This window comes from Antribacter soli (assembly GCF_021568775.1).
Classification (GTDB): domain Bacteria; phylum Actinomycetota; class Actinomycetes; order Actinomycetales; family Cellulomonadaceae; genus Antribacter; species Antribacter soli.
On the sequence record NZ_JAKGSG010000066.1, the window covers coordinates 1 to 19,504 of the forward strand.

Consider the following 19,504-nt stretch of genomic DNA (forward strand, 5'->3'; position numbering starts at 1 on the left):
TCGCGCCGGGCGGCGTATGGCAACCGGCTGTCCAACGGCGGCAGTCAGGCTCACAGAGAGTGCTCCTCATCAGGGTCGTCTCGGGTAGTCGACGTCTGTCGTGCATTCGTGCCTGGAGTGCCAGCGAAGTGGCTGCCGCCCGCGGCAGGAGTGGTCTTCATGCCGCGGGCGGTTCGGGCGGCGGATCTCTGGGCACGGCGGCTCACCTCCGCCCAGGCTCGGGGTGCCGGCCGGGAGCCGGTTCGCGCTGCTGAGCCAGCCATGCCTGAATGTCGCTGACCGCGTACCGCAGGTGCTTGCCGACCCAGGTACCGCACGGACCCTTCCCGCTGGTGCGCCAGTCGCGCAGCGTCGAGACCGGGATGCCGAGATAGGCGCCCAGGTCTTCGGGAGTGAGGAGCGGCGCCAGACCGCCCGGTGGGAGAGAAGCTGTGGGAGTGGTGTTCGCGTCCATGAACCTCAGGTACGCGACGAACGTCGTGCAAACACGCAACCCGACCCAACCTGAGCCGGGGACGCCCTCGACGAGCCAGAACAGGCCCATTGAGGTGGGAAAAAGGTGGACGGTTCAAGTCTCAGAAACCCTTCAGGCCCGGGACTCCGTTGGAATCCCGGGCCTGAATCGGTCGGGCTGACAGGATTTGAACCTGCGACCCCTTGGAGGAATCGGAGGCCCCTGTCGGCCGACCAAACATCTCTAGAAACTCGCGGGTTACGTTGGAACTCCGCGGATCGGCTCACGTCGATCGGTTGGAGTCTAGCGGGTTGCCTCGGGTCCGTGCGGGTCGAATCTGATGAGTTTCTGATGAGCATCTGGGTCGGTTAGGACAGCGCGGCGCGGTCGATTTCGGCGAGCATCCGCGGACGGCGACGGTGTCGGAGCGACCCGCGCACTGTCGCCGGCCGAGCCCTTCCACTTCGCCGCCGTAACGGTCGGAGCGCCGGCCCATCCACGCGCCCGACCCCGCGACGACGCACTGGGCGCACTCGAACTGCCCGAGCGAAGTGCCAACGCAACCTCGCGAAGACCGTCCCCGATCTACGCTCGGTCTAGGTGTTCTGGCTCGTGACGTTGGTGACGACTGCGTGGAGTCGTGAGGCTGGGGGCGCCGGTTGATGCCCAGGCGGACGAACCGGCGGTCCGCTTGTGCTGCCGGCGCCAGGTCTCGATCAGGTCCACCACCGGGTCGCGGGCTGGGCAGGTGAGCGGTGCGGGGCCGAGGACCGGTAGATCACCCCGGCCTCGCCCAGGGCCTCGTAGCGGTGCTTCCACTTCGAAAGGCACGCCCTGCTGATGCCGGCCTCGGCAGCGACGTGCGCGACCGGATGGTCCCGGCAGCGATCGATCAGGCGCCGGCGACCGGCAGGGGTCAACGGGGCATTAGCGTGGGACACGAGGGGTAGGTCCTTCGAGCAGGTGGTCGTAGAGGTACTTCCATCCTGCCGTCAGGGACCTACCTCTCCCTCACACACCGACCCGCGCCACCAAGCTCATGAACCACAACATCTAGGCCACCTTCATCCGCTTCCATAGCGGGGATCTCTCGTGAAAGCGCGTTCACGGAAGCCCGATCGCATCTAGTCGTCCGATCCCGGACTTAGCGCGTCTAGGATCCCAGCAATGGACGATGCGGATTCCAGGTCCGAATTACCGCGTACCGCAAAGCATCCACTCTCAGTTTCAATGACGCGGCGAGAACTCATCTCCACAATCCGCGCACGATCAGTACCCGCAACCCCCACCACGGTCGCATCTGGTTGGATCGTCAGTCGGGGCGCCAGGGCCAGGTTCGCGAACTCGCGGCGCAGACCAGACAAACTTGAGGAAGCTGGAGTCGAGAACCCGTCAACGTCGACCGAACGATCAACCTTCACGTCTATCCAAGAAGCTATGTATGCCGAGTGCGCAATCGGCCCCTTACCCTTGACGTGATCACCGTACTCATCAACGATGATCGTCGACGAAACGTCATCGAGCCCCCCGCCTCCACGACTCGACGCTGAAAAGACCAGACCAGCAGTCAGAGGGCCGTGGGACAATTGGACGACCGCCGTTGCGCCACTTATTGCCACAGCGCCAAACTGGACATCCGGCAATTCTTGCACGAGGACATCTAGGTACCCGAGTAGCATTTCGCGCTCCAAGGTACTCAATTCAACCTCCTTCCCCGAAAAAGATCGTAGTGAATTCCCGATCGCGACTTGAACCGGAATTGCTGGTAATAGGCACCGTCGATTCCCTTGACCGACCATCCCAGCGCGGGCTTCCCCGAGTTCTTCGGCGCATTGTTTAGCCGACCAGGCTTCGGCGCTCCAAGACCCTTATTGCCGAACAACCAACCCCTTGGGCCGGGACTCGCGTAGTACTTTATCGCTCGCACCGATGAAGTAGCAGCACGAGCCACTGCCCCAGAGGCCCGAACGACGAGATCCTTGGCGCCGCGCACAGCCTTCGGCACCGAACGAGCCAGCCTTGCGCCAGCCTTAATGGCCGGTCCGACGTACTTAGCTGCTGCAGCCGTGCCCCTGACCGCTGCTGCTGCGCCTACCACGGCGCCGCCGGCACCGACTGCGGCTGCAGCAATGCCCACCGTCATGAGGAGCGCCATCTTGGTGTCTCCTGATGCGGCGTACGCGACCGCTGATACACCCGCTGCGACCATGCCGATCGGGCCGGGGATGAATGCTGCCACTGAGGCGATCGTCGCGAGCCCCGTGAGCCAGCCGGGGGCTGCCGTACCGGCGAGGTCGATGCAGTTGACGGGGTCGGCGTTGCAGTAGTCGTAGGTATTGGCGGATCCGCCGGCGACGGGGTCGACCTGGAGGAACCTGCCGGTGGCGGGGTGGTAGACGCGGACGCCCATGAGGATGGTGCCGGTGGGGGTGTCGGCGTTGCGCTGGGCGCCGCCGAGCCACCCGTACCGCGAGTCTTCATCGCTGAGGGGCCCGCTGGAGGTCATGGGTTCAGATGCGCCGAACTCGTCGAACGACTGCACGCGGACCTGTGTCCACGACGCCTCCGTGGCATTGTCGGCGATCGGCAGGGTAGCGATGACGTCGCCGTGCAGGTCGACCAGCTGCAGGACCCGATCACCGGTCCCGGATGTCTGGACGGCAAGCGCGCCGTCGAGGCCTTCAACGTACCGGGTGACGGTGGTCGCTCCCTCGGCAACCCAGGCGGGTTCATCGGAGTCGCCGTCGAAGTGGAAGACCTTCTCTATGCCGTCGACCCACTCCTCGTTCAGCAAGGTGCTGTCGACCTGGGTAGCGTGCCGCATGACCGGGTCCAGCCCCCAGGTCGTGCGCTCGACCCCCGGGACCTCCTGGCGGCGCACGAGGTCGTTGAGGTAGTAGGTGGACGTCGCCGCCACGGTCTGTCCGGTGGTGTCGGTGGCGGGCATGGACGTGATACGCCCGAAGGCGTCGTACGCCCACAGGTTCCCGCCGGCACCAGTGGTGGTCACGAGCCGGTCGGCCGAGTCGTAGGTGGAGCTGACGGTGGTCGCACCGGCCGCCGTCGCGACACCGGCCCCTGGGCACGCCTGCCCGCCCGCCGTGGTGGCGCTGGTCAGCGAGGTGCGGTTGGTGTGTGTGTCGTACCCGTACGCCCTGGTCGTGCATGTACTGATCTGCGGGGAGGAGTCGTCTGCGCGCACCAGGCGCCCGAGGCGGTCGTAGGTGTAGGTGGCTTCGCCGTAGGTGTTGCCGGCGGCCGACCAAGCGTGCTGGATCACCTGGCCGCGTTGGTTCTCCACCACCGAGTCGGACGTGATCGGTGCCCCGTCGGACACCCTGGTGTAGGAGCGCTTCACCGGGATGCGCGCGGCGTCGTATCCGATGGTGAGCTTCACCCCGCCGGGCAGGGTCTGGGACTCGAGCTGCCCGTCCGGACCCCAGGTGGGCACGATGTCGCCCGCGACGGAGTCGGTCTGCTTGGTGACGAGCCCGCGCGGTTCGACGGTCCGGTTGTACTCGAACGTGGTCGATGCCCCGGTCGAGTTGGTGACGGTCAGCGGCTGGCCGTACCGGTCGTAGGTGGTGGTGGTCCACCCGCCGGCCGAGTCGGTGTACTTGGTCAGGCGTCCGAGGCGGTCGTACTCCTTAGAGATCTGGATCGGCTCACCAGAGGCGTTCACGGAGGCGTTCTCCACGACGTCACCGGTGGCCGGGTCGTAGGCGGTGGTCGTCTTGGCGATCGCCTCCCCGGCCCCGGGACCGGTGCCGGTGATCTCGACGGAAGTCACGCGGTCGGCGGCGTCGTAGGTCGTCGTCGTGGTGCGCTTGATCGTTCCGAGGTTGTCGGACACGACCGTCGGGTTGCCGTACCGGTTGTAGGAATCGACCCGCTTGGTGGCGAGCTCGGCGCTCATCCGGGCCGGGTCGTGACCGGTGACATCACCGCCGGGCTTGGTCACGCACGGCTGGCCAGCATACTCCGGCGTGTTGCCGCAGGTGGTGTCGTCCGGGTTCGCCCCGGCGGTCCAGAACACCGTGTGCACGGTGCCGGCATCCGAGCCGGTGGAGCCCGGCTTGGACGACTTCACGGCGCGGCCCTTGTCGTCGTAGACGATCGTCGAGGTCAGCGCGGTGGGCTGTCCGGCATCGATCGTCACGGACGTGGCGCCCTTGTGCACCCAGCCCGACGTTGCACCGAGTGCGGTGCCCCCCGGCTCGAGTGGGTCGAACCCGGTCTTGGTGACCAGCGGGTCGACGCCTTGGCCGGCGAACGGGTTGATGCCTTCACCGGTGACCGGGTCGATGATCCCCACCCCGTCCGTGGTCGAGGTGGTCACGAAGTGGTAGGCGAGGCCGTCTGGCTTGCCTTCGTCGTACACGTTGGTGGTCCTGGGCCGTAGCAGCACTGTCGCTGACGGGTTGGCCGCGTCGGCGAGCCGCTGCGCCGGGCCGATGGTTACCAGCAGGTCGAGGCCGTCGGTGCTGTAGCGCGACTGGGAGTCCAGGCGCGTTGCCCGGGTGACCGTGTCGTTGCCGATCAGACCCAGCTCGGTGAGCATCTCCGTGGCGCCCGGCAGAGTGCCCAGGGCGAGCAGGCGGTTCGTCGCGTCCAAGGTCCGCACGGTGTTGCCGTGCCGGTCGTACTCGGCGGTGTCGATGAACCCGTCCGCCGGCGCGCCGGTGCCCGCCGGGGAGGCGGTGTTCACCTCCCAACCGGCCGCGTTGAGGTAGTGCACGGTCGCCGACCCGTACCCGTTGGCGCCGGGCACGGTCGCACTCGCGGTAGTCACACTGGGGTCGGTTTCCGGGCCGAAGACCGCCGTGGCATCGGTCGGGCCGTCCTGCTGCGCCCAGCCAGCGGTCGTGGCGGCGTCCAGGTTGTACGGTCCGCCCGCGCCGCGGGTCAGCGGCACACTGTAGACAAGTGTGGTGGTGTTGACCGGCCCGAGCTGGTCGGCTGTGCCCGGGACCAGGGAGGCGCGCGAGACCTTCAGCAGGCGACCGGGTGCCGGGTCGACCAGGTCGCCCGACCCGGTCTGGGACGCTCCGCCCGGTCCGTAGGTGAAGGTGTACGGCTCCTCACCGGACGCGGTCACCGTGGTGATACGGCCTGCGCCGTCGTACCCGTACCGCGTGACCTGACGCGTGCCGCCCGCCTGCTCGATGCGGGGGTCGTAGACCTCGACCAGGCGCCCGGAGGTGTCGTAGCGGTATTCCGCGACGGTGACCTTGGTCATCGCGGTCCCGTCCCACGACCAGATCGACGCGGACTCCACCTGACCGGAGAACAGTCCCGGCGCCGAGCCGGTGGCCGTGGTCGATGGCGCGTACTTCAGCTCCAGGACCTCACACCCCCGGGCGGGGGTCGCCGTGGTGCAGGCGCTCGTGTTGCCCGGCCAGCCGTCGACGCCGGTCTCGATCGGAGCGATGACGCGGGCCAGTCGCTGCACCCCGTCGGGACCGGGGGCGTAGACGTGCCGGGACTGCCCGGAGGCGGCCGGCGGCGCCGTGGTCGTCACGACGAAGTCACCGGCGGTGCCGTTGCGAACGAAGTCGGTGACGGTGCCGTCGATCTCGGTCAGCCGCCAGGTGTCCGCGCTCGGCTGGGTCAGCTTGAGCGCCTCGGCTCCGGGCTCCGGGTACCACGCCTGACCGCCGCGGGAGAACCAGACCTCACCGCCACCGGTCATGTGCACCGCGGCGACGTCCGGGTTCGGCATGGTGACCTTGGTGTAGGCGGTGCCCGCGGCGGCGTCGACCGTCCCGGTGGCCCACTGCTTGCCGAACGGCGCCCAGATCTGCCGCACCGACAGGTCGTCGAAGTAAACCACCTTGCCCGGGTCGGAGTTGCCGTTGTACAGGCGCACGAACGCCTCGCTCACCCCATCCGGGATCGTGACATCGACGCTGACCTGCTGCCACATGTCGGTGCTCGTCGGGGCCGGCGTGGCGGAACCCGTGGTCAACGGCTCGTTGTAGGCGCCGTCCTTCTTCCAAAACACGGCCACGCGCTGACCGCGAGGATTCACCGGGCTCAGGCCCGTGGCTGCCGGGACGTACACCCAACCGCTGACGCGGTAGGTCCGCCCACCGGCCAAGCCCAGGCGCAGGGCCCCCTCCGCGCCGCCTACGTGGGCGTAGGAGTCGGCGATGCCCGAGCCGTTCGGCGCCACCTTGAACGACGTGCCGCCCTCGTGGAACCGGCCGGTGTCGACCGCGACGGTCGCGGTCCCGTTCTGCACGTCGGTCAGGGTGGAGGCCTTGCGCTGGGTCTCGCTGAGCTTGTCGTCCTGGAGCTGGAACCCCGAGTCGGTGTCACGGGAGCTGGCCGTGCGCACGACCGACAGGCCGAACTCCTCGACGTCGGTCACCGACAGGGTGTGGTCGCCGGTCAGGAGGTTGACTGACCCGGGCCCGATCTGGGTGGTTGTCGCTCCGGATGCGTCGGGGTCGACCGTCAGTGTGACCCACTGCGTGGCGACCGCGTCGATCCCGTCCGCGGCGGTGTCGAGCAGAGCGCGCACCTGGACCGGTCCGCCCGCGGCTCCGACCGTCGCGACGGCGTCCCACGAGACGTAGGACCCCAAGCCCGAACGGGCGACGAGTCCCGAGCCGACCGGTCCACCGGAGGAGGTGTTCAAAGCGGCGGCGGGCACGTCCTCGACGACCGCCGCGTCAGGACCGCGCCGCCACTGCAGCTTCAGGTGCGTCAGCGTCGTGTCATTGGTGCCGACCTCGACCCGCACCCTTCGCACGACCCGTGCACCCTCGACCGGGGCGACGATCCCTGCTCTGCCGACCTGGAACGCGTACCGCGCCACCTGCGAGACGTGGCCGGCCCCGTCCACGGCCACGACCTGCAGCACGTGCGGCCCCACCGTCGTCGGCGTGATCGACGCCGTCCCCGCCGCACCTTGACTCACGCCGACCGTGTTCTGGGCCTCTGGCGCCTTGTCCAGCCCCCACCGGTAGGCCACGACCGTCGAGTCGGGCGTATTCATGGAGAACGAGAACGTCCCCGCCTCGTTCGCGTTCTTGTGCCAGGTGCCATCACCCGGATAGTCCGTCGAGGAGACCACCGGAGCCCCGGGCGTGATCGTGTCGACGACCATCCAGTACCAGTCGGTCCAGGCCGACTCGAGCACGCCGTCGGAGGCCTTGACCCGGAACGCGTAGGTGCCGCCCTCCGCCAGCACACCCTGGGCAACGGTGACCTGCGCGGTGACATCCACATCCGAAGGTGTCGTGTCGACACTCGCCGTGTAGTTGGCGACGTTGACGCCCGTCGGGGTGTTGACCTGGAACGTCGCGGTGATGAACTCACCGTTCGGGTCGTCGATCACCGCCGACAGCTGCGGGGTCGCCGAAGACACCGGAGACATGTTGACTCCGGCCTCGCTCGGCAGGGCCTTCAGGTTGGTCGGCAGCGCCGGCGGGTGCTGGTAGGCGCCGATCACCGCAGGCACGTAGGAGCCGAAGTCGGTCGAGTAGAACCGCTTCCAGGTCAGCGAGTCGGACTCGTTCGTGGCCCGCAGCCCGAACGTCATCGTCGAGTAGCTACGGTCGGCGGTCCACTGGATCGCGCCGGTGACGTCCGGACGGACCCAGCCACCAGGGCACCCCGCGCTGTAGCCGGCCGCGCTGGAGACGGCACGCTGGTGGGAGATCCACTCGGGCTGCGCGCCCCACCTCGTGCCCGAGTTCACGCTGCCGGTGTGGTAGACGTTCCACTCGGTCGCAGTGCAGGTGGAGGAGTAGAAGTTGAACAGCTCGAGCTGCGCCGAAAGGATCCGCGCCCCCGCGACCGCGCGGGTATCAAAGTTGACGAAAGCTCGAGCCTTGACACCACCGCCGTTGAAGGTGCCGATCCGCAGCTCGCCCTCGGACGCCTTGTCCACGGTCGAGTCCGACTGGACGTAGGTATCGACGGTGTCCCACGCCAGGTACATCGAGGGGTCGACGATCAGGGGGAAGTCGGTGGAGGGATCAGCCGCCAGCTCCTCGACACCGTCAAGACGCATCTCGACAGACCCGGTGTCGATCTGCTCGACCACCGAGGACAGCGGCACCTCATCAGACACCGGACCGGTCACCGGCTCATTCGTCGATGACTCCGACGTCGGGTCGGACGGCGACACGACGTCCGACTCGGTCGACGGTTCCGCCGAGACCGCCTCCTGCGAGCCGGCGGCAGAGCCAGCGCCGGCACCGAGCAGCTCGCTCTCCGACGGCAACGGCCTGAACCCGCGCACCGGCGCCTCGTCCACCCACCCCGTCGTCACCGGCGCAACTCGGGCCGCATCCGCCGTGGCATCCCACGCCGCCGGAGCGCCCGTGCGCGACACGACCTCACCCGCCGGGGTCTGGACCGCGAGCGTCCCGTCCTCCTCCACATGGATCGCACCACCCTCGGCGCGGTAGGTCAGCGCAACCTGCCCAGCACGCGCCGAGGCGGCAGCGTCAGCGGCCACGAGGTAGTGCCGGAACGAGGTCATGCTGGCCTCGACCACCAGGTCAACGCCCTCAGCCACCGACGCGTAAACCGCCCGCCTGCCCTCCAGACGCGGCGCCGGCAGCACGCCCGGCCACGCCAAGACCGACACCACTCCCGACTCAGGATCCGTCAGCCGCGCGACATCGATCGTCCCCGACTCGCCCGGCTGGCCACCCCCGGACAGCGTCAAGTCCCCGATCTGCGCCACCGGCCGAACCGTGCCATCCCCGGCCGTGGCAAGGGTCAGGTCCGTCTGGGCCCAGTCCGCAAGCGCCGTCCCATCACCATCACCCGTCGGCACCCACACCGGCCCAGAGGTAGACTGGAACGCCATCACACCGCTGGGCATCACATACGTCGACGACGACGGCGTGCGCTCCCCCAGCACCTCCACCGGCTCGTCCTCCAGCCCGGCGATGACCGTCGCGCTCGCGATGTCCGGAGCCCACAGATACCCGCCCTCGGTCCGCTCCGCAGGGATCTCGACCGGCACAGCCTCCGCAACAGGCATCGGCACGGCCACGGCAGCCGGGACGACCAGCACTCCACCGGTCACCGCCACAGCCGCAACGAACGCAACAACCGCCACACCCCGACGCCACGAACCGGGCACCCCAGCAAACGACACCAGCACCGTCATGACCTGCACTCCCGCACGCTCGGGGCTCACACCGAGCCGGTGCGCAGAAGGTAACGGACCTCGCAGCCTCCTCGAAGCAGGCAAAGAGTGTCATAGGGATGAATCAGGGCATCACCGCAAAGAAATTCACCCGGTGCACCCGCTGGCTCGCTCCTCCTCGGCCCTCGGAACGGGACGACCCCCGCCGCACACTGAACTCGCGGCAGCGGGCGAGGGTGATCCCGCAGCAGCAGCTGCCGCACCCGATTGCCCGCAATCGCTCCCATGCGCTCACCAAGGCCTCCTCGGAACTTTGAGTCCGCCTTTGTGACCTGCGAAGACACCGGTGGTGCGAATCGCGGACGACCTCCGGTGTCCGCGAATGGCGCGATTTGCGGGTGTCAGCGTGGCTGGCATGGAAACGCAACCGCGCAGCCAGTTCGACCAGCGCACCCGCGCCGTGGTCGCGGCGTTCGCCTCACCGACGGTGGCGGACGCGCTGCGTCTCCTGGTGGGTGCGGGTGTGCCGGTGTTCCCGTGCGCGCCGGACGCCAAGCGCCCGCTGACGTCGCACGGGTTCCAGGACGCGTCCGCAGACCCGGTGGAAGTTGCCCGGTGGTGGCGTCGCTGGCCGGAAGCGAACCTCGCGATCCCCACGGGCGGCGCGTCGGGGTGGGACGTCGTGGATGTCGACGTTCACGGTGAGGAGTCCGGGCGGGACGCGTTCGCGGCGTCCCTGCGGCGCGGCCTGACCGGCGGGTGGGCGTTCACCGTCCGCACGCCGGCTGGCGGGTTGCACGCCTACTACCCGAACCGGTCGCGTCAGGCGTGCTGGCAGGTGCCCGGCGCGCATGTCGACTTCCGGTCCGACGGCGGCTACGTCCTGGTGCCGCCCTCGCGTGTCGTGTACGACGACGGCGCCTCGGGCACTTACCAGCTCACCACCGTCACCCGCCAAACCCCACGCCCGGTGGACGGTCCAGCCCTGCGGGCCTTCCTCTCCCCCGAACCCACGTTCACGCAGCGACCGGGGACCACGGCGGCAGCGGACGCGCAGAGAGCCGACCCCGCCCGGCTGGCGGACTGGGTCGCCGCCAGGCCCGAGGGCGGGCGCAACGCCGGGCTGTTCTGGGCCGCGTGCCGGCTCGCCGAGCACGGGCACGACTACGCCACTGCACTGGCCACGGTCGGCAACGCCGCTCTGACCGCGGGCCTGGACCCGCGGGAGGCGGAGGCGACGATCCGGTCCGCGTTCCGACGCGCTCAGCGCGCCGCACACCCGGCTACGGGCCGGGCCGCTCCCCCGAACCCTCGATCGAGCGGCTCGGGCTGCTGCAGCCGATCACGATCACCCCGGGCCGGGTGCTGGTCTGCGGGTGGCGGCGCCTGGAGGCGGCTAAGCGGCTCGGCTGGACCCAGGTCCGCGCCTGGGTTCGCTCAGGCCTGTCCGACGGCGCGACCCGCCTGCTGGCTGAGTACGACGAGAACGTCCTGCGCCAGGCCTACACCCGCACCGAGCAGGCCACTCTCTACCGCGAGCTCAAGGAGGTGCTGCGCCAGGAGGCGCAGCGCCGTCAGCAGGCGTCCCGGTTCGGGTCGGTGCCCGACGCCGCCCAGGTCACCTCGAGCGGTGTGGCCACCTCCGGCGACTCGGGCGATTCGGACATTGTGGGAGCGGTTGATTCAACACCGCCGGCGGACCCGCACAAGCAGGGCCGAGTGCGGGATCAGGCGGCGCTCCTGGCCACGGGCAAGAAGTCCTGGCAGGCGATGGAGCGGATCGGCACGCTGATGGACTTGGCCACGGACCTCGCCCAGCCCGAGGAGGTCCGGGACCTGGCCGCCGAGGCTGTGGCCCGGATCGAGGACGGCGGCCAGGTCGCACCAGAGTGGGCGAAGGTCGTGGCCACCCTCCGAGCCTCGGGCGGAGCGACGCTGCCGGGGGCCGGCAGCGTGCATGCGGTCGTCGAGGCGGAGACGGTGGGCGCCATCAGGCCGGCGGTGGCTGAGCGGGCGGGGATCACCCTGTACGCGCTGCGCACCTGGGGCACGACGTGGGACGGGATCGCGCGCCTGCTCGATCAGCACGACCCCACGATCCTGGGACCTGCGCTGCGACCGCGCGACTGGGACACGATCTGCCATGTCCAGCGGCGGCTCACGACCCTGGTCGAGCGGATGCGCGACGCCCGAGACCGCGCCGGAGCCCCGAACCTTCTCGACCACGCCACGGCGGAGGAGGAGAAGGGCCAAGGCGATCAGCGGGCACAGGTCCCTGGTCCCGGCGACATGGAAGCGGCGAGCGGCCCGACCGACGGCGGCGAGCCCGACGAGGCTCCCGGCAGGGCGGCCGTGCCCCTGGCCCGTGTCATCGCGATCGGGGCACGATCATGATCGGGGCGTGGCTGCGGGAGCGGTGGCGGTTCGTCGTCGTGCTGCTCGCCGCCGGCGCGGTGATCTTCGTCGTCGTGCTGCACCTGATTTCCGGTGATCCCCACCCTGTCGGTTCGTCCGGCCCTGCCTTGCAGGCCGGACCTCGTCCGGTGGCGTCGGCGACAACAGGCGGTGCTCCGAGCCGGATCTCGAACGCGTCACCCGCCGCCTCGGGATCGGACCCGGTCGCGACCGCCCGCCGGGCCGCCTCGATCCTGTTCAACTGGGACACCACCACCGACACCCTGGGATCGGTCACGACCGACGTGCTCGCGGTGGCAGACCCGACCGGGGAACAGACCCCGGGCCTGCTCGCCGACCTGACCGCCTACCTCCCCGACCCGGCATGGTGGGAGCGGCTGCGCGAGTACGAGACCCGCCAGCGGGTCGACCTGGACACGGTCGAGGTGCCCGATGCGTGGACGCGCGCCGTCGCGACCGGGCAGGTCGCGGACCTATTGCCCGGGACCTACGCGGTCAACGTCGTCGGCACCCTGCACCGGAGCGGTGTGGTCGCCGGGCGGCCCGAGTCGTTCGCGCACCCGGTCGAACTGACGATGTTCGTCTCCTGCGAGCCGGCGTTGGACGAGTGCTGGCTGCTGCGCCTCGGCGTCCCCGGCACGGTCCTGGAATAGGGGCGTGCCCGATGCACAAGCTGCCCCCGTTCGTGGTCTTCCCGGTGCTCCTGCTCGGGCCGTCCCTCGCGCTGCTCGTGGTCACCGTGTTCGCCTCGGCGAGCACCAGCACGCCGTGCGGTCCTGTCGTCACCGCCGTCCCCGGCGAGGTGACCGCGACCACGACGAGCGGCGCCTCGGTTCGGCTGGACGGGGTCCAGCTCGGCCATGCCGTGACGATCGTCCGCGTCGGCGGCGCCACCGAGGGCGTCGGGCGAGACGGCATCGTTGTGGCGTTGATGGCGGCCCTGGCCGAGTCGCGCCTGCGGATGCTGGCGAACGCCACCGCCTACCCCGAGTCGGCCGGGTTCGCGAACGACGGTGACGGGTCCGACCACGACAGCCTTGGGCTGTTCCAGATGCGCCCGGCGGCCGGATGGGGATCCGTCGCCGAACTGATGGACGCCGACTACCAGGCGCAAGCGTTCTTCGGTGGGCCGGACGGGCCGAACGGCGGGTCGCCCAGAGGGCTGCTCGACATCCCCGGCTGGCAGTCCGTGCCGAAGGGCGTCGCCGCTCAGTCGGTCGAGGTGTCCGCACATTCGGACCGGTACGCCGAGTTCGGGCCGGTCGCCGAGGCGATCCTTGCCTCGCTCACCGCGCCGGGGCCGGGCGAGGCAACTATTGGGCCGTCTGGTTCGTCGGAGATGGTGGAGGCCGCGGCGGACACGCCAGCGGCCTCCACCACGTTCGTGGTGTTCCCGCTCCCCGAGGGGACCTGGCGCTGGACATCGGGGTACGGGCCGCGCATCCACCCCGTCCACGGCACCGCGACCTTCCACGCCGGGGTCGACTACGTGGCCCCGGCTGGGACGCCGGTCCTGGCGGTGGCCGACGGCGTCGTCTCCGACGTCTCCGCCAACCAGCGCAGCGGGAACCTCGTCGTCATCGATCACCGTCTCAACGGACAAGCCGTGGCGACGGCGTACGCACACCTGCTGGGCGGGTCGGTCCTCGTCCGCGAGGGCGACCCGGTCACGGCAGGGCAGCAGATCGCCGCCGTCGGGTCCACCGGCGCGGCGACCGGCCCCCACCTGCACTTCGAGGTCCACCCCGGCGGGTTCTACGCCCCTGTCGACCCCGAACCCTGGCTCGCTGCCCACGCGGCAGGCCAGCTCAAGAAGGCCGCGCCCGCGGCCTGCACGACGGGAAGCGAGAGATGAACCAGAAGGCGACCACGGACGCCGGGCACACCGAGGACGTCGTGCTGCTTAGCCAGGACGACGCCTCTTTCGGCCTCGAACTGCAGCGAACGACCGACGGCTGGACCGCCACCACCACCGGCGCGCACCCGCCGAACGAGCCCTTGCAGCGCGTCACACTCCACGACGGGACGCAGAACGCATGAACACCGTCAGCCCGGACTTCGCCGCTGTCGCGGGCACCGCGTTCGGCGACGTCGTCGGTGCGCTGCTCACCGCAGCGCTCCTGACCGCGGTCGCCGTGCTGGTAGCGAGTGCGATCGCGTGGGCGGTCGCGGCCGCCATGGGTAGCTGGCAGACCGTGGTCAAGGCCCGCACCGGAGTCTTCGTCGCGCTCGGCGGCGCCGCCCTCACGGGGGCGGCGCTCTCGTGGGGCGGCTGGCTCCTCAAGCTCGGCAACCACCTCTGAACCGAAAGGTAGGGATCATGATTGATATCGCCCCCAACACCAATGGGCTGCCTGGTATCGCTGCGTTGCAGAGCGTGGTCGGCGCGCTGATGACCGTCGGCCTGATCTGCGCCGTCCTCGGCGTGATCGTCTCGGCGATCATTTGGGCACTGGGCGCCAACAGCTCGAACCCGCAGCTCGCGGGCAGGGGCAAGTCTGGCGTCCTGGTCGCGCTCGGTGCGGCGATCATCTGTGGCGCGAGCGTGGCCGCGGTGAACTTCTTCTGGAACGTCGGACAGACGGTGTGACGGACATGCCCTGCAACGACCCGATCACCGCCGCCGTCTGCCAGCAGGCCTCCGACCAGGCGCCGTCCATCGCCGAAGGCGTGCTGGAGGGTCTGGCCGAGATCATGGGCAACACCGCCGCCTGGCTCATCACGAACCTGTGGACGGTGTTGGAGGCGACCACCATGGTCGACCTCACCGGCGACCGGTTCACCAGCGTCCACTCCCTCGTGTTCGGCATCGCGGTGTTCCTCATGCTCGCGTTCTTCCTGCTCCAACTCATCACCGGCATGCTGCGGCGCGAACCCGGGGCACTGGGCCGCGCGGTGGGCGGGCTGGCGAAGTCGGTCCTCGGATCGTTCGTCGTCGTCACGCTGACCGGGACGCTGCTGGAGATCACCGACCAGGTCTGCCTCAGCCTCGTCGCAGCGGCCAGCACGACGATGGAGGACCTGGGCAGGGATCTGGCGTTCGTCGGCACGAGCACGGTCCTGGCCACCGCCATCCCGGGGGTGGGCCCGCTGCTGGCGCTGTTCCTTGCGGGCATGGCGATCGCGGCGGCATTCATCCTGTGGCTCTCGCTCCTGGTCCGAAGCGCGCTGCTGCTCATCACCATCGCCCTGGCCCCGCTGGCCCTGGCCGGGTCGTCCTGGGACGCGACCCGCGGCTGGGTGTCCCGGTGGGCGCAGTTCGTCGTCGCCCTGATTGTGTCCAAGCTCGTGATCGTCGTGGTGTTCCTCCTGGCCACCTCTCTGATCACCACACCCATCGCCGGCGACCTGGCCGTGTGGTCGGAGAAGCTCACCGCCGTCGTGCTGCTCGCCGTCGCCGCCTTCGCCCCCTACCTGACGTACAAGGCCATCTCCTTCATGGGGTTCGACATGTACCACGCGATGTCGATCGAGCAGGAGACCAAGGCGGCGCTCAACCGGCCCGTGCCCCTCGCAGCCGGGTCTGCTGTGGCGGGCGGATTCGTCGGACGCAACGTCCCCAAGGTGCTTGGCCCAGACGGCCGATCGGCCGGCTCGGCCGCTCGATCAGGATCCGGGGCTACCGGGGCGAGCGCGGGGGGTGCGGCCGGTGCCGGGGCTGCCGGTTCGGCGGCCACCGTCGCCGCGCCGGTGATCCTGGGCGCACAGCTGGTCAAGGCGGCCGCGACTGCAGGGCCGAAGGCCGGCGCAGCCGTAGGCGGGATGGTCGGGCAGCAGGCCGGCGCCGCCGCGCAGACCGCGGCGCCACGCGCCGGCGGCGCGGCACCCACCCACCGCGCCCCATCGGGTCCGCCGGTGCGGGACGTGCCGACGGTATTCCGGGACGCGGGTGAGAGGTCATGACCGCGCCGGCCACGACGACCTCGGACAGCCCGCTAACGCCGCTGAAGTTCTCCCGGCTGCCCAAGCGAGCGCTCCTGCTCGGACTGACCGCGGCCCAGGTCGCCGCTCTGGCCGCCGGGGCCTTGCCGCTCATCGCGGCGATCTACCTCGGCGGGACCGGTGTAGCGGCCGCGGCCCCGATCGCCGCCCTGAGCGCCATGGTTGCGCTCATGCCGGTGGGCGGGCAACCGCTCGTCGACTGGCTCCCGATCGGGCTGGCATGGGCCTGGAGATCGACAACCGGGCAGCTCGAATACCGAGTCCGCCTCGACCGCCCCCGCCCTGCTGGGACACTGGCACTTCCCGGGCGGGCCGCCGCTCTGCGGATCGTCGAAGACCCAGCGACCGGGGCGGCGCTCGTGCACGACCCGCACGCCGTGACGCTCACCGCGACGATGCCGGTGACGTCGTCGGCGTTCACGATGCTCGACCCCGCCGACCAGGCCCGCCGCGTGGCCGCCTGGGGACGGGTCCTGGCGACCACGTGCCGGTCCGGGCGAATCGCCGCACTGACAGTGACCGAACGGACCCTGCCAGGGTCCGGGGCGTCGCTGACCGAGTGGTGGCAGACGAACGGGAACGACGACGGGTCATTGCCCGCCCGGATCTACGGCGAGCTCATCGAACGCGCCGGACCCACCGCCGAGCGACACGAGACCACCGTCGCGCTCACGCTCGACCTGAGGGCCGCAGGGCGGGCGATCCGCGCCGCCGGCGGCGGCCTCACCGGCGCCGCCGCGGTCATACGCCAGGAGGCCCAGACCCTGGCTGCGGCGCTGCGGGCGGCGGACCTGACGCCCTCGGCCCCGCTCGACCCTGCCGCGCTGGCCGCCCGGCTGCGGACCTCGTACGACCCTTCCACCGCTCCCCTGCTCGAGCACCATCCCCCATTCGGCCGTGGCCTCGCCACCGCCGGCCCGGTGGCGGTGACCGAGAACTGGGGTGCTCTGCGCTGCGACGCCGCTTGGCACACTGTTTTGTGGGTCTCGCAGTGGCCACAGACAGCCGCCTATCCGGTGTTCCTCGCCCCGCTGCTCCTCATGTCCGGGGTGCAACGGACGTTCACTATCCGGTACGAGCCGGTCCGGGCCGATGTCGCCGCCCGGGACCTGCGGCGCAAGAAGACCGGCCACATCACCGAGGCGGCCCAGCGTGCCAAGGTCGGGCAGGTCGATGACGCCGCCCAGGTTGCCGAGTATGACGACGTCCTGACCCAGGAGGCGGATCTCGCCGCTGGCCACGGCGTGCTGCGTGCCACCGGGCTCATCACCATCAGCGCCACCGACCCGGACGAGCTGGAGCGCGACGTCGCCGCGGTCGAGCAGGCCGCAATCCAGGCCGGCTGCGAGACCCGGCGGCTCTGGGGCCAGCAGGCTCAGGCGTTTGCCTCGGCTGTGGCAGCGGGCTGAGGCCGGGGCGGTGTCACAGGTCGATTCGTGTCCAGTCGGTCAGGTCGCGCCATCCGTCAGCGTCCGTGGTCCAGCCCGTGACGATCCTGTGCGCGAGATCGAGCGTGAGGCCGGTCGCATGGTATAGCGCGCTGGTGACCCCGTCGCGGTACTCCACAACGAAGCCAGGTCCGTCGCCGACGAGGGTGGTCTGCACGAACCAGTCCGCCTTCGTGGTGTCCTCCACGATGAAAAACTGCTCCCATCCGCGGCGGACCCGGTGTAAGAACACCAGCAGCTCGTACGGCGTCGGATCGAGGGACACTTCGCCGCGCTCTGGCCGTGCCCGCAGGCGAGCCGGTGCCGCCAGCGGCGTCTCGCCGGGAAGCCCTTTGCGCCAGTCCGTGACGCGGACGCGCACCTTCGCTCCGGCGTCCCCGTTCCACTCGACCTCGAAGCCGTGGCGGGCGATCGTCGCGGTGACAAGCTCACCGACCACCTCGGATCGCGTGTCGGCGAATCCGCCGAACGAGAGGTAGAGGTCGGTTCGCGTGTCAGCGAGCCGGTCCGCCTCCTGGCTGTGAAAGAACGTGTACCCGACCGGGCTCGCACCGTCCGGGTCGACCTCGTCGTGGATCTCGGTCGCTCCGCAGGTGTTGCAGCATGTGAAGCACATCCTGGCGACCACGAGCTGGCTCTCGAGATCCGCGAAGGCCGCTGCCAGCGCGGTGTAGTCGCCCTCGTCCGTCCACGATGCCTGCTCCGCGACGCGGGCCTCCCACTCTTGACGGACCGCTGCAGTCGCCACGGCCCGCAGGCTCACGGCGGTGTCCGGCTCGAGCATCTCGTCCGCAGCCTGGAGCACCTGGTCGAACGACGTGAATCCCGCCCGCACCATCGCACGCACTTGTCCTCGCACGTACTCCAACTCGTCGTCGGACGCCGGCACCACATCAACGTCGGTCACGCGGGCGACTGTAGACCCCGCCCCCCACACGGCCGAACGCAGGCCGCGCACCTGAAGGCCATGAACGAGAACACCACCCTCCTCACCCAGGCCGCAGGCTCACTGATGATCACGCTCTGGTACGACGGCGTCGAGGACACCCGCCTCCACGGGAGCCGGCACCGGTGGGCCTACCAGCTCGAGGACTCAACCGACCCGTCGTGGGAGCCCGTGCGGTGCGCGGACCTGTACCTGTCGCCGGTCGCGCCGAACACGCCAGACGAAGCGATGCGGTCGCTGCTGTCGTTCCTCACGGCCTGCGGCGAGGCGTACTCCTACGAGATGCGGCATCCGGGCAGCGAGCCGGAGAACCTCGGCCTGTTCCCGGACTGGGCGCCCGAGGCGGCGTATCTCAACGGCGACGAGCTGGGGATGCTCGCGCTCGAACTCGACGAGCTCGATGCGCCTGGCCGGGAGGAGCCGGACCCGGCCTACCGGGACGCGCTCGCCGGCGGTGAGATCGACTCGGTCGCCCATCGTGACGCGTCCGAGCGGCTGGGGGCCGTTCCGGATCTTGTCGTGGATCCGAAGCTCGGTTACGCGCTGGAGCACGAGGTCGATGGCCCGGAGGCGACGTGGCCGCCCGCGACCTTCTACGACATCGTGTTCCTGCAGGGTGAGGAGGGCTACGCGGTCGTGGACCTGATCGAGGAGAAGGGCGTGGACGCCGCGATCGAGCACCTGTCCGACTGGGACTTTCAAGAGGAGACCCGCAACACCGCGCTCTTCCACGGACACGTCTACGACGAGGCGCCCTCCAACCAGGGCGGCCACACCGCCGAGTCCGGGCACTACCTCCTGATCTGGCACGCCGGGCTGGGGCACGTGAACCTGCTGCGCCGCTTCGACCAGGCCGACGAGCGCCCGGCGTGGTGGCCCGACCGCACCGCCCGCCTGTCCCCGCGCGTGCCCAAAGACGTGGACCCCGAACCACCCGCCCGGCGCAGCGTCGACCGCGGCCCGGACAGTCCAGGCCTGTGAGGCCCGGCTCGGGGATCTCACCCGGCGGCAGGTTGAACAGCAGCATGGAAGGTGGCGGTAGTGTCCGTCGTCGGCCGCCCCGGGGCCCTGAAGCCCCGGTTCCCTCCAGGATGGGCATTGGTGCAAACACGTTGGCGGCCGACGTGACGGCTCGGAGACCCCCTGCTCCGAGCCGTCACCCTTCGCCAGCCGCCTGTTCGACG

12 protein-coding genes and 2 pseudogenes are annotated in these 19,504 nt (G+C 70.0%); 10 read left to right on the forward strand and 4 right to left on the reverse strand.

Features of this window, described 5'->3' with window-relative positions:
- Positions 1-202 precede the first annotated feature (202 nt).
- The 3 genes and pseudogenes from L1785_RS22070 to L1785_RS22080 form a co-directional block, all read right to left on the reverse strand.
- Entirely contained in the window at positions 203-544 is a 342-nt protein-coding gene (locus L1785_RS22070; protein ID WP_236091404.1) for a helix-turn-helix domain-containing protein, read from the reverse strand.
- A gap of 591 nt (positions 545-1,135) precedes the next feature.
- Positions 1,136-1,395, reverse strand: a pseudogene (locus tag L1785_RS22075) (helix-turn-helix domain-containing protein); the annotation flags it as partial.
- Between the two features lie 755 nt (positions 1,396-2,150).
- Complete coding sequence (locus tag L1785_RS22080; RefSeq protein WP_236091405.1) at positions 2,151-9,620, reverse strand: DNRLRE domain-containing protein; 7,470 nt, start codon at positions 9,618-9,620, stop codon at positions 2,151-2,153.
- A 364-nt stretch (positions 9,621-9,984) separates the two neighbouring features.
- Here L1785_RS22080 and L1785_RS23440 point away from each other — a divergent pair.
- The 9 genes and pseudogenes from L1785_RS23440 to L1785_RS22120 all read left to right on the forward strand — a co-directional run.
- Positions 9,985-10,503, forward strand: a pseudogene (locus L1785_RS23440) (bifunctional DNA primase/polymerase); the annotation flags it as partial.
- Between the two features lie 428 nt (positions 10,504-10,931).
- Positions 10,932-11,963 carry a ParB/RepB/Spo0J family partition protein gene (locus tag L1785_RS22085; RefSeq protein ID WP_236091406.1) on the forward strand — a complete coding sequence of 344 codons (1,032 nt, stop codon included), beginning with the start codon at positions 10,932-10,934 and terminating at the stop codon, positions 11,961-11,963.
- A complete protein-coding gene (locus L1785_RS22090) occupies positions 11,960-12,637 on the forward strand; it encodes a hypothetical protein (protein WP_236091407.1) in 678 nt (225 codons plus the stop codon). Before L1785_RS22085 ends, L1785_RS22090 begins: the two co-directional genes overlap by 4 nt.
- Positions 12,638-12,648: 11 nt before the next feature.
- Positions 12,649-13,839 (forward strand): M23 family metallopeptidase, encoded by a 1,191-nt coding sequence (locus L1785_RS22095; RefSeq protein ID WP_236091408.1) that lies wholly within the window; start codon positions 12,649-12,651, stop codon positions 13,837-13,839.
- Positions 13,836-14,024 carry a hypothetical protein gene (locus L1785_RS22100; protein ID WP_236091409.1) on the forward strand — a complete coding sequence of 63 codons (189 nt, stop codon included), beginning with the start codon at positions 13,836-13,838 and terminating at the stop codon, positions 14,022-14,024. The genes L1785_RS22095 and L1785_RS22100 overlap by 4 nt, the downstream gene beginning before the upstream one ends.
- The gene (locus L1785_RS22105; RefSeq protein ID WP_236091410.1) at positions 14,021-14,287 is read left to right on the forward strand and encodes a DUF6112 family protein; all 267 of its coding nucleotides are present in this window, start codon (positions 14,021-14,023) and stop codon (positions 14,285-14,287) included. Before L1785_RS22100 ends, L1785_RS22105 begins: the two co-directional genes overlap by 4 nt.
- Before the next feature lie 17 nt (positions 14,288-14,304).
- Positions 14,305-14,574, forward strand: a complete 270-nt coding sequence (locus L1785_RS22110; protein ID WP_236091411.1) for a DUF6112 family protein — start codon at positions 14,305-14,307, stop codon at positions 14,572-14,574.
- A gap of 5 nt (positions 14,575-14,579) precedes the next feature.
- Positions 14,580-15,887, forward strand: a complete 1,308-nt coding sequence (locus tag L1785_RS22115; RefSeq protein WP_372461903.1) for a TrbL/VirB6 family protein — start codon at positions 14,580-14,582, stop codon at positions 15,885-15,887.
- Positions 15,884-17,335, forward strand: coding sequence for an SCO6880 family protein (locus L1785_RS22120; RefSeq protein ID WP_236091413.1), 1,452 nt, complete (start codon positions 15,884-15,886; stop codon positions 17,333-17,335). The genes L1785_RS22115 and L1785_RS22120 overlap by 4 nt, the downstream gene beginning before the upstream one ends.
- Positions 17,336-17,348: 13 nt before the next feature.
- Here the strand turns inward: L1785_RS22120 and L1785_RS22125 are convergent, their stop codons facing one another.
- Positions 17,349-18,281 carry a DUF6891 domain-containing protein gene (locus L1785_RS22125; protein ID WP_236091414.1) on the reverse strand — a complete coding sequence of 311 codons (933 nt, stop codon included), beginning with the start codon at positions 18,279-18,281 and terminating at the stop codon, positions 17,349-17,351.
- Between the two features lie 60 nt (positions 18,282-18,341).
- Here L1785_RS22125 and L1785_RS22130 point away from each other — a divergent pair, with 60 nt between their 5' ends.
- Entirely contained in the window at positions 18,342-19,301 is a 960-nt protein-coding gene (locus tag L1785_RS22130) for a hypothetical protein (protein WP_236091415.1), read from the forward strand.
- Positions 19,302-19,504 lie beyond the last annotated feature (203 nt).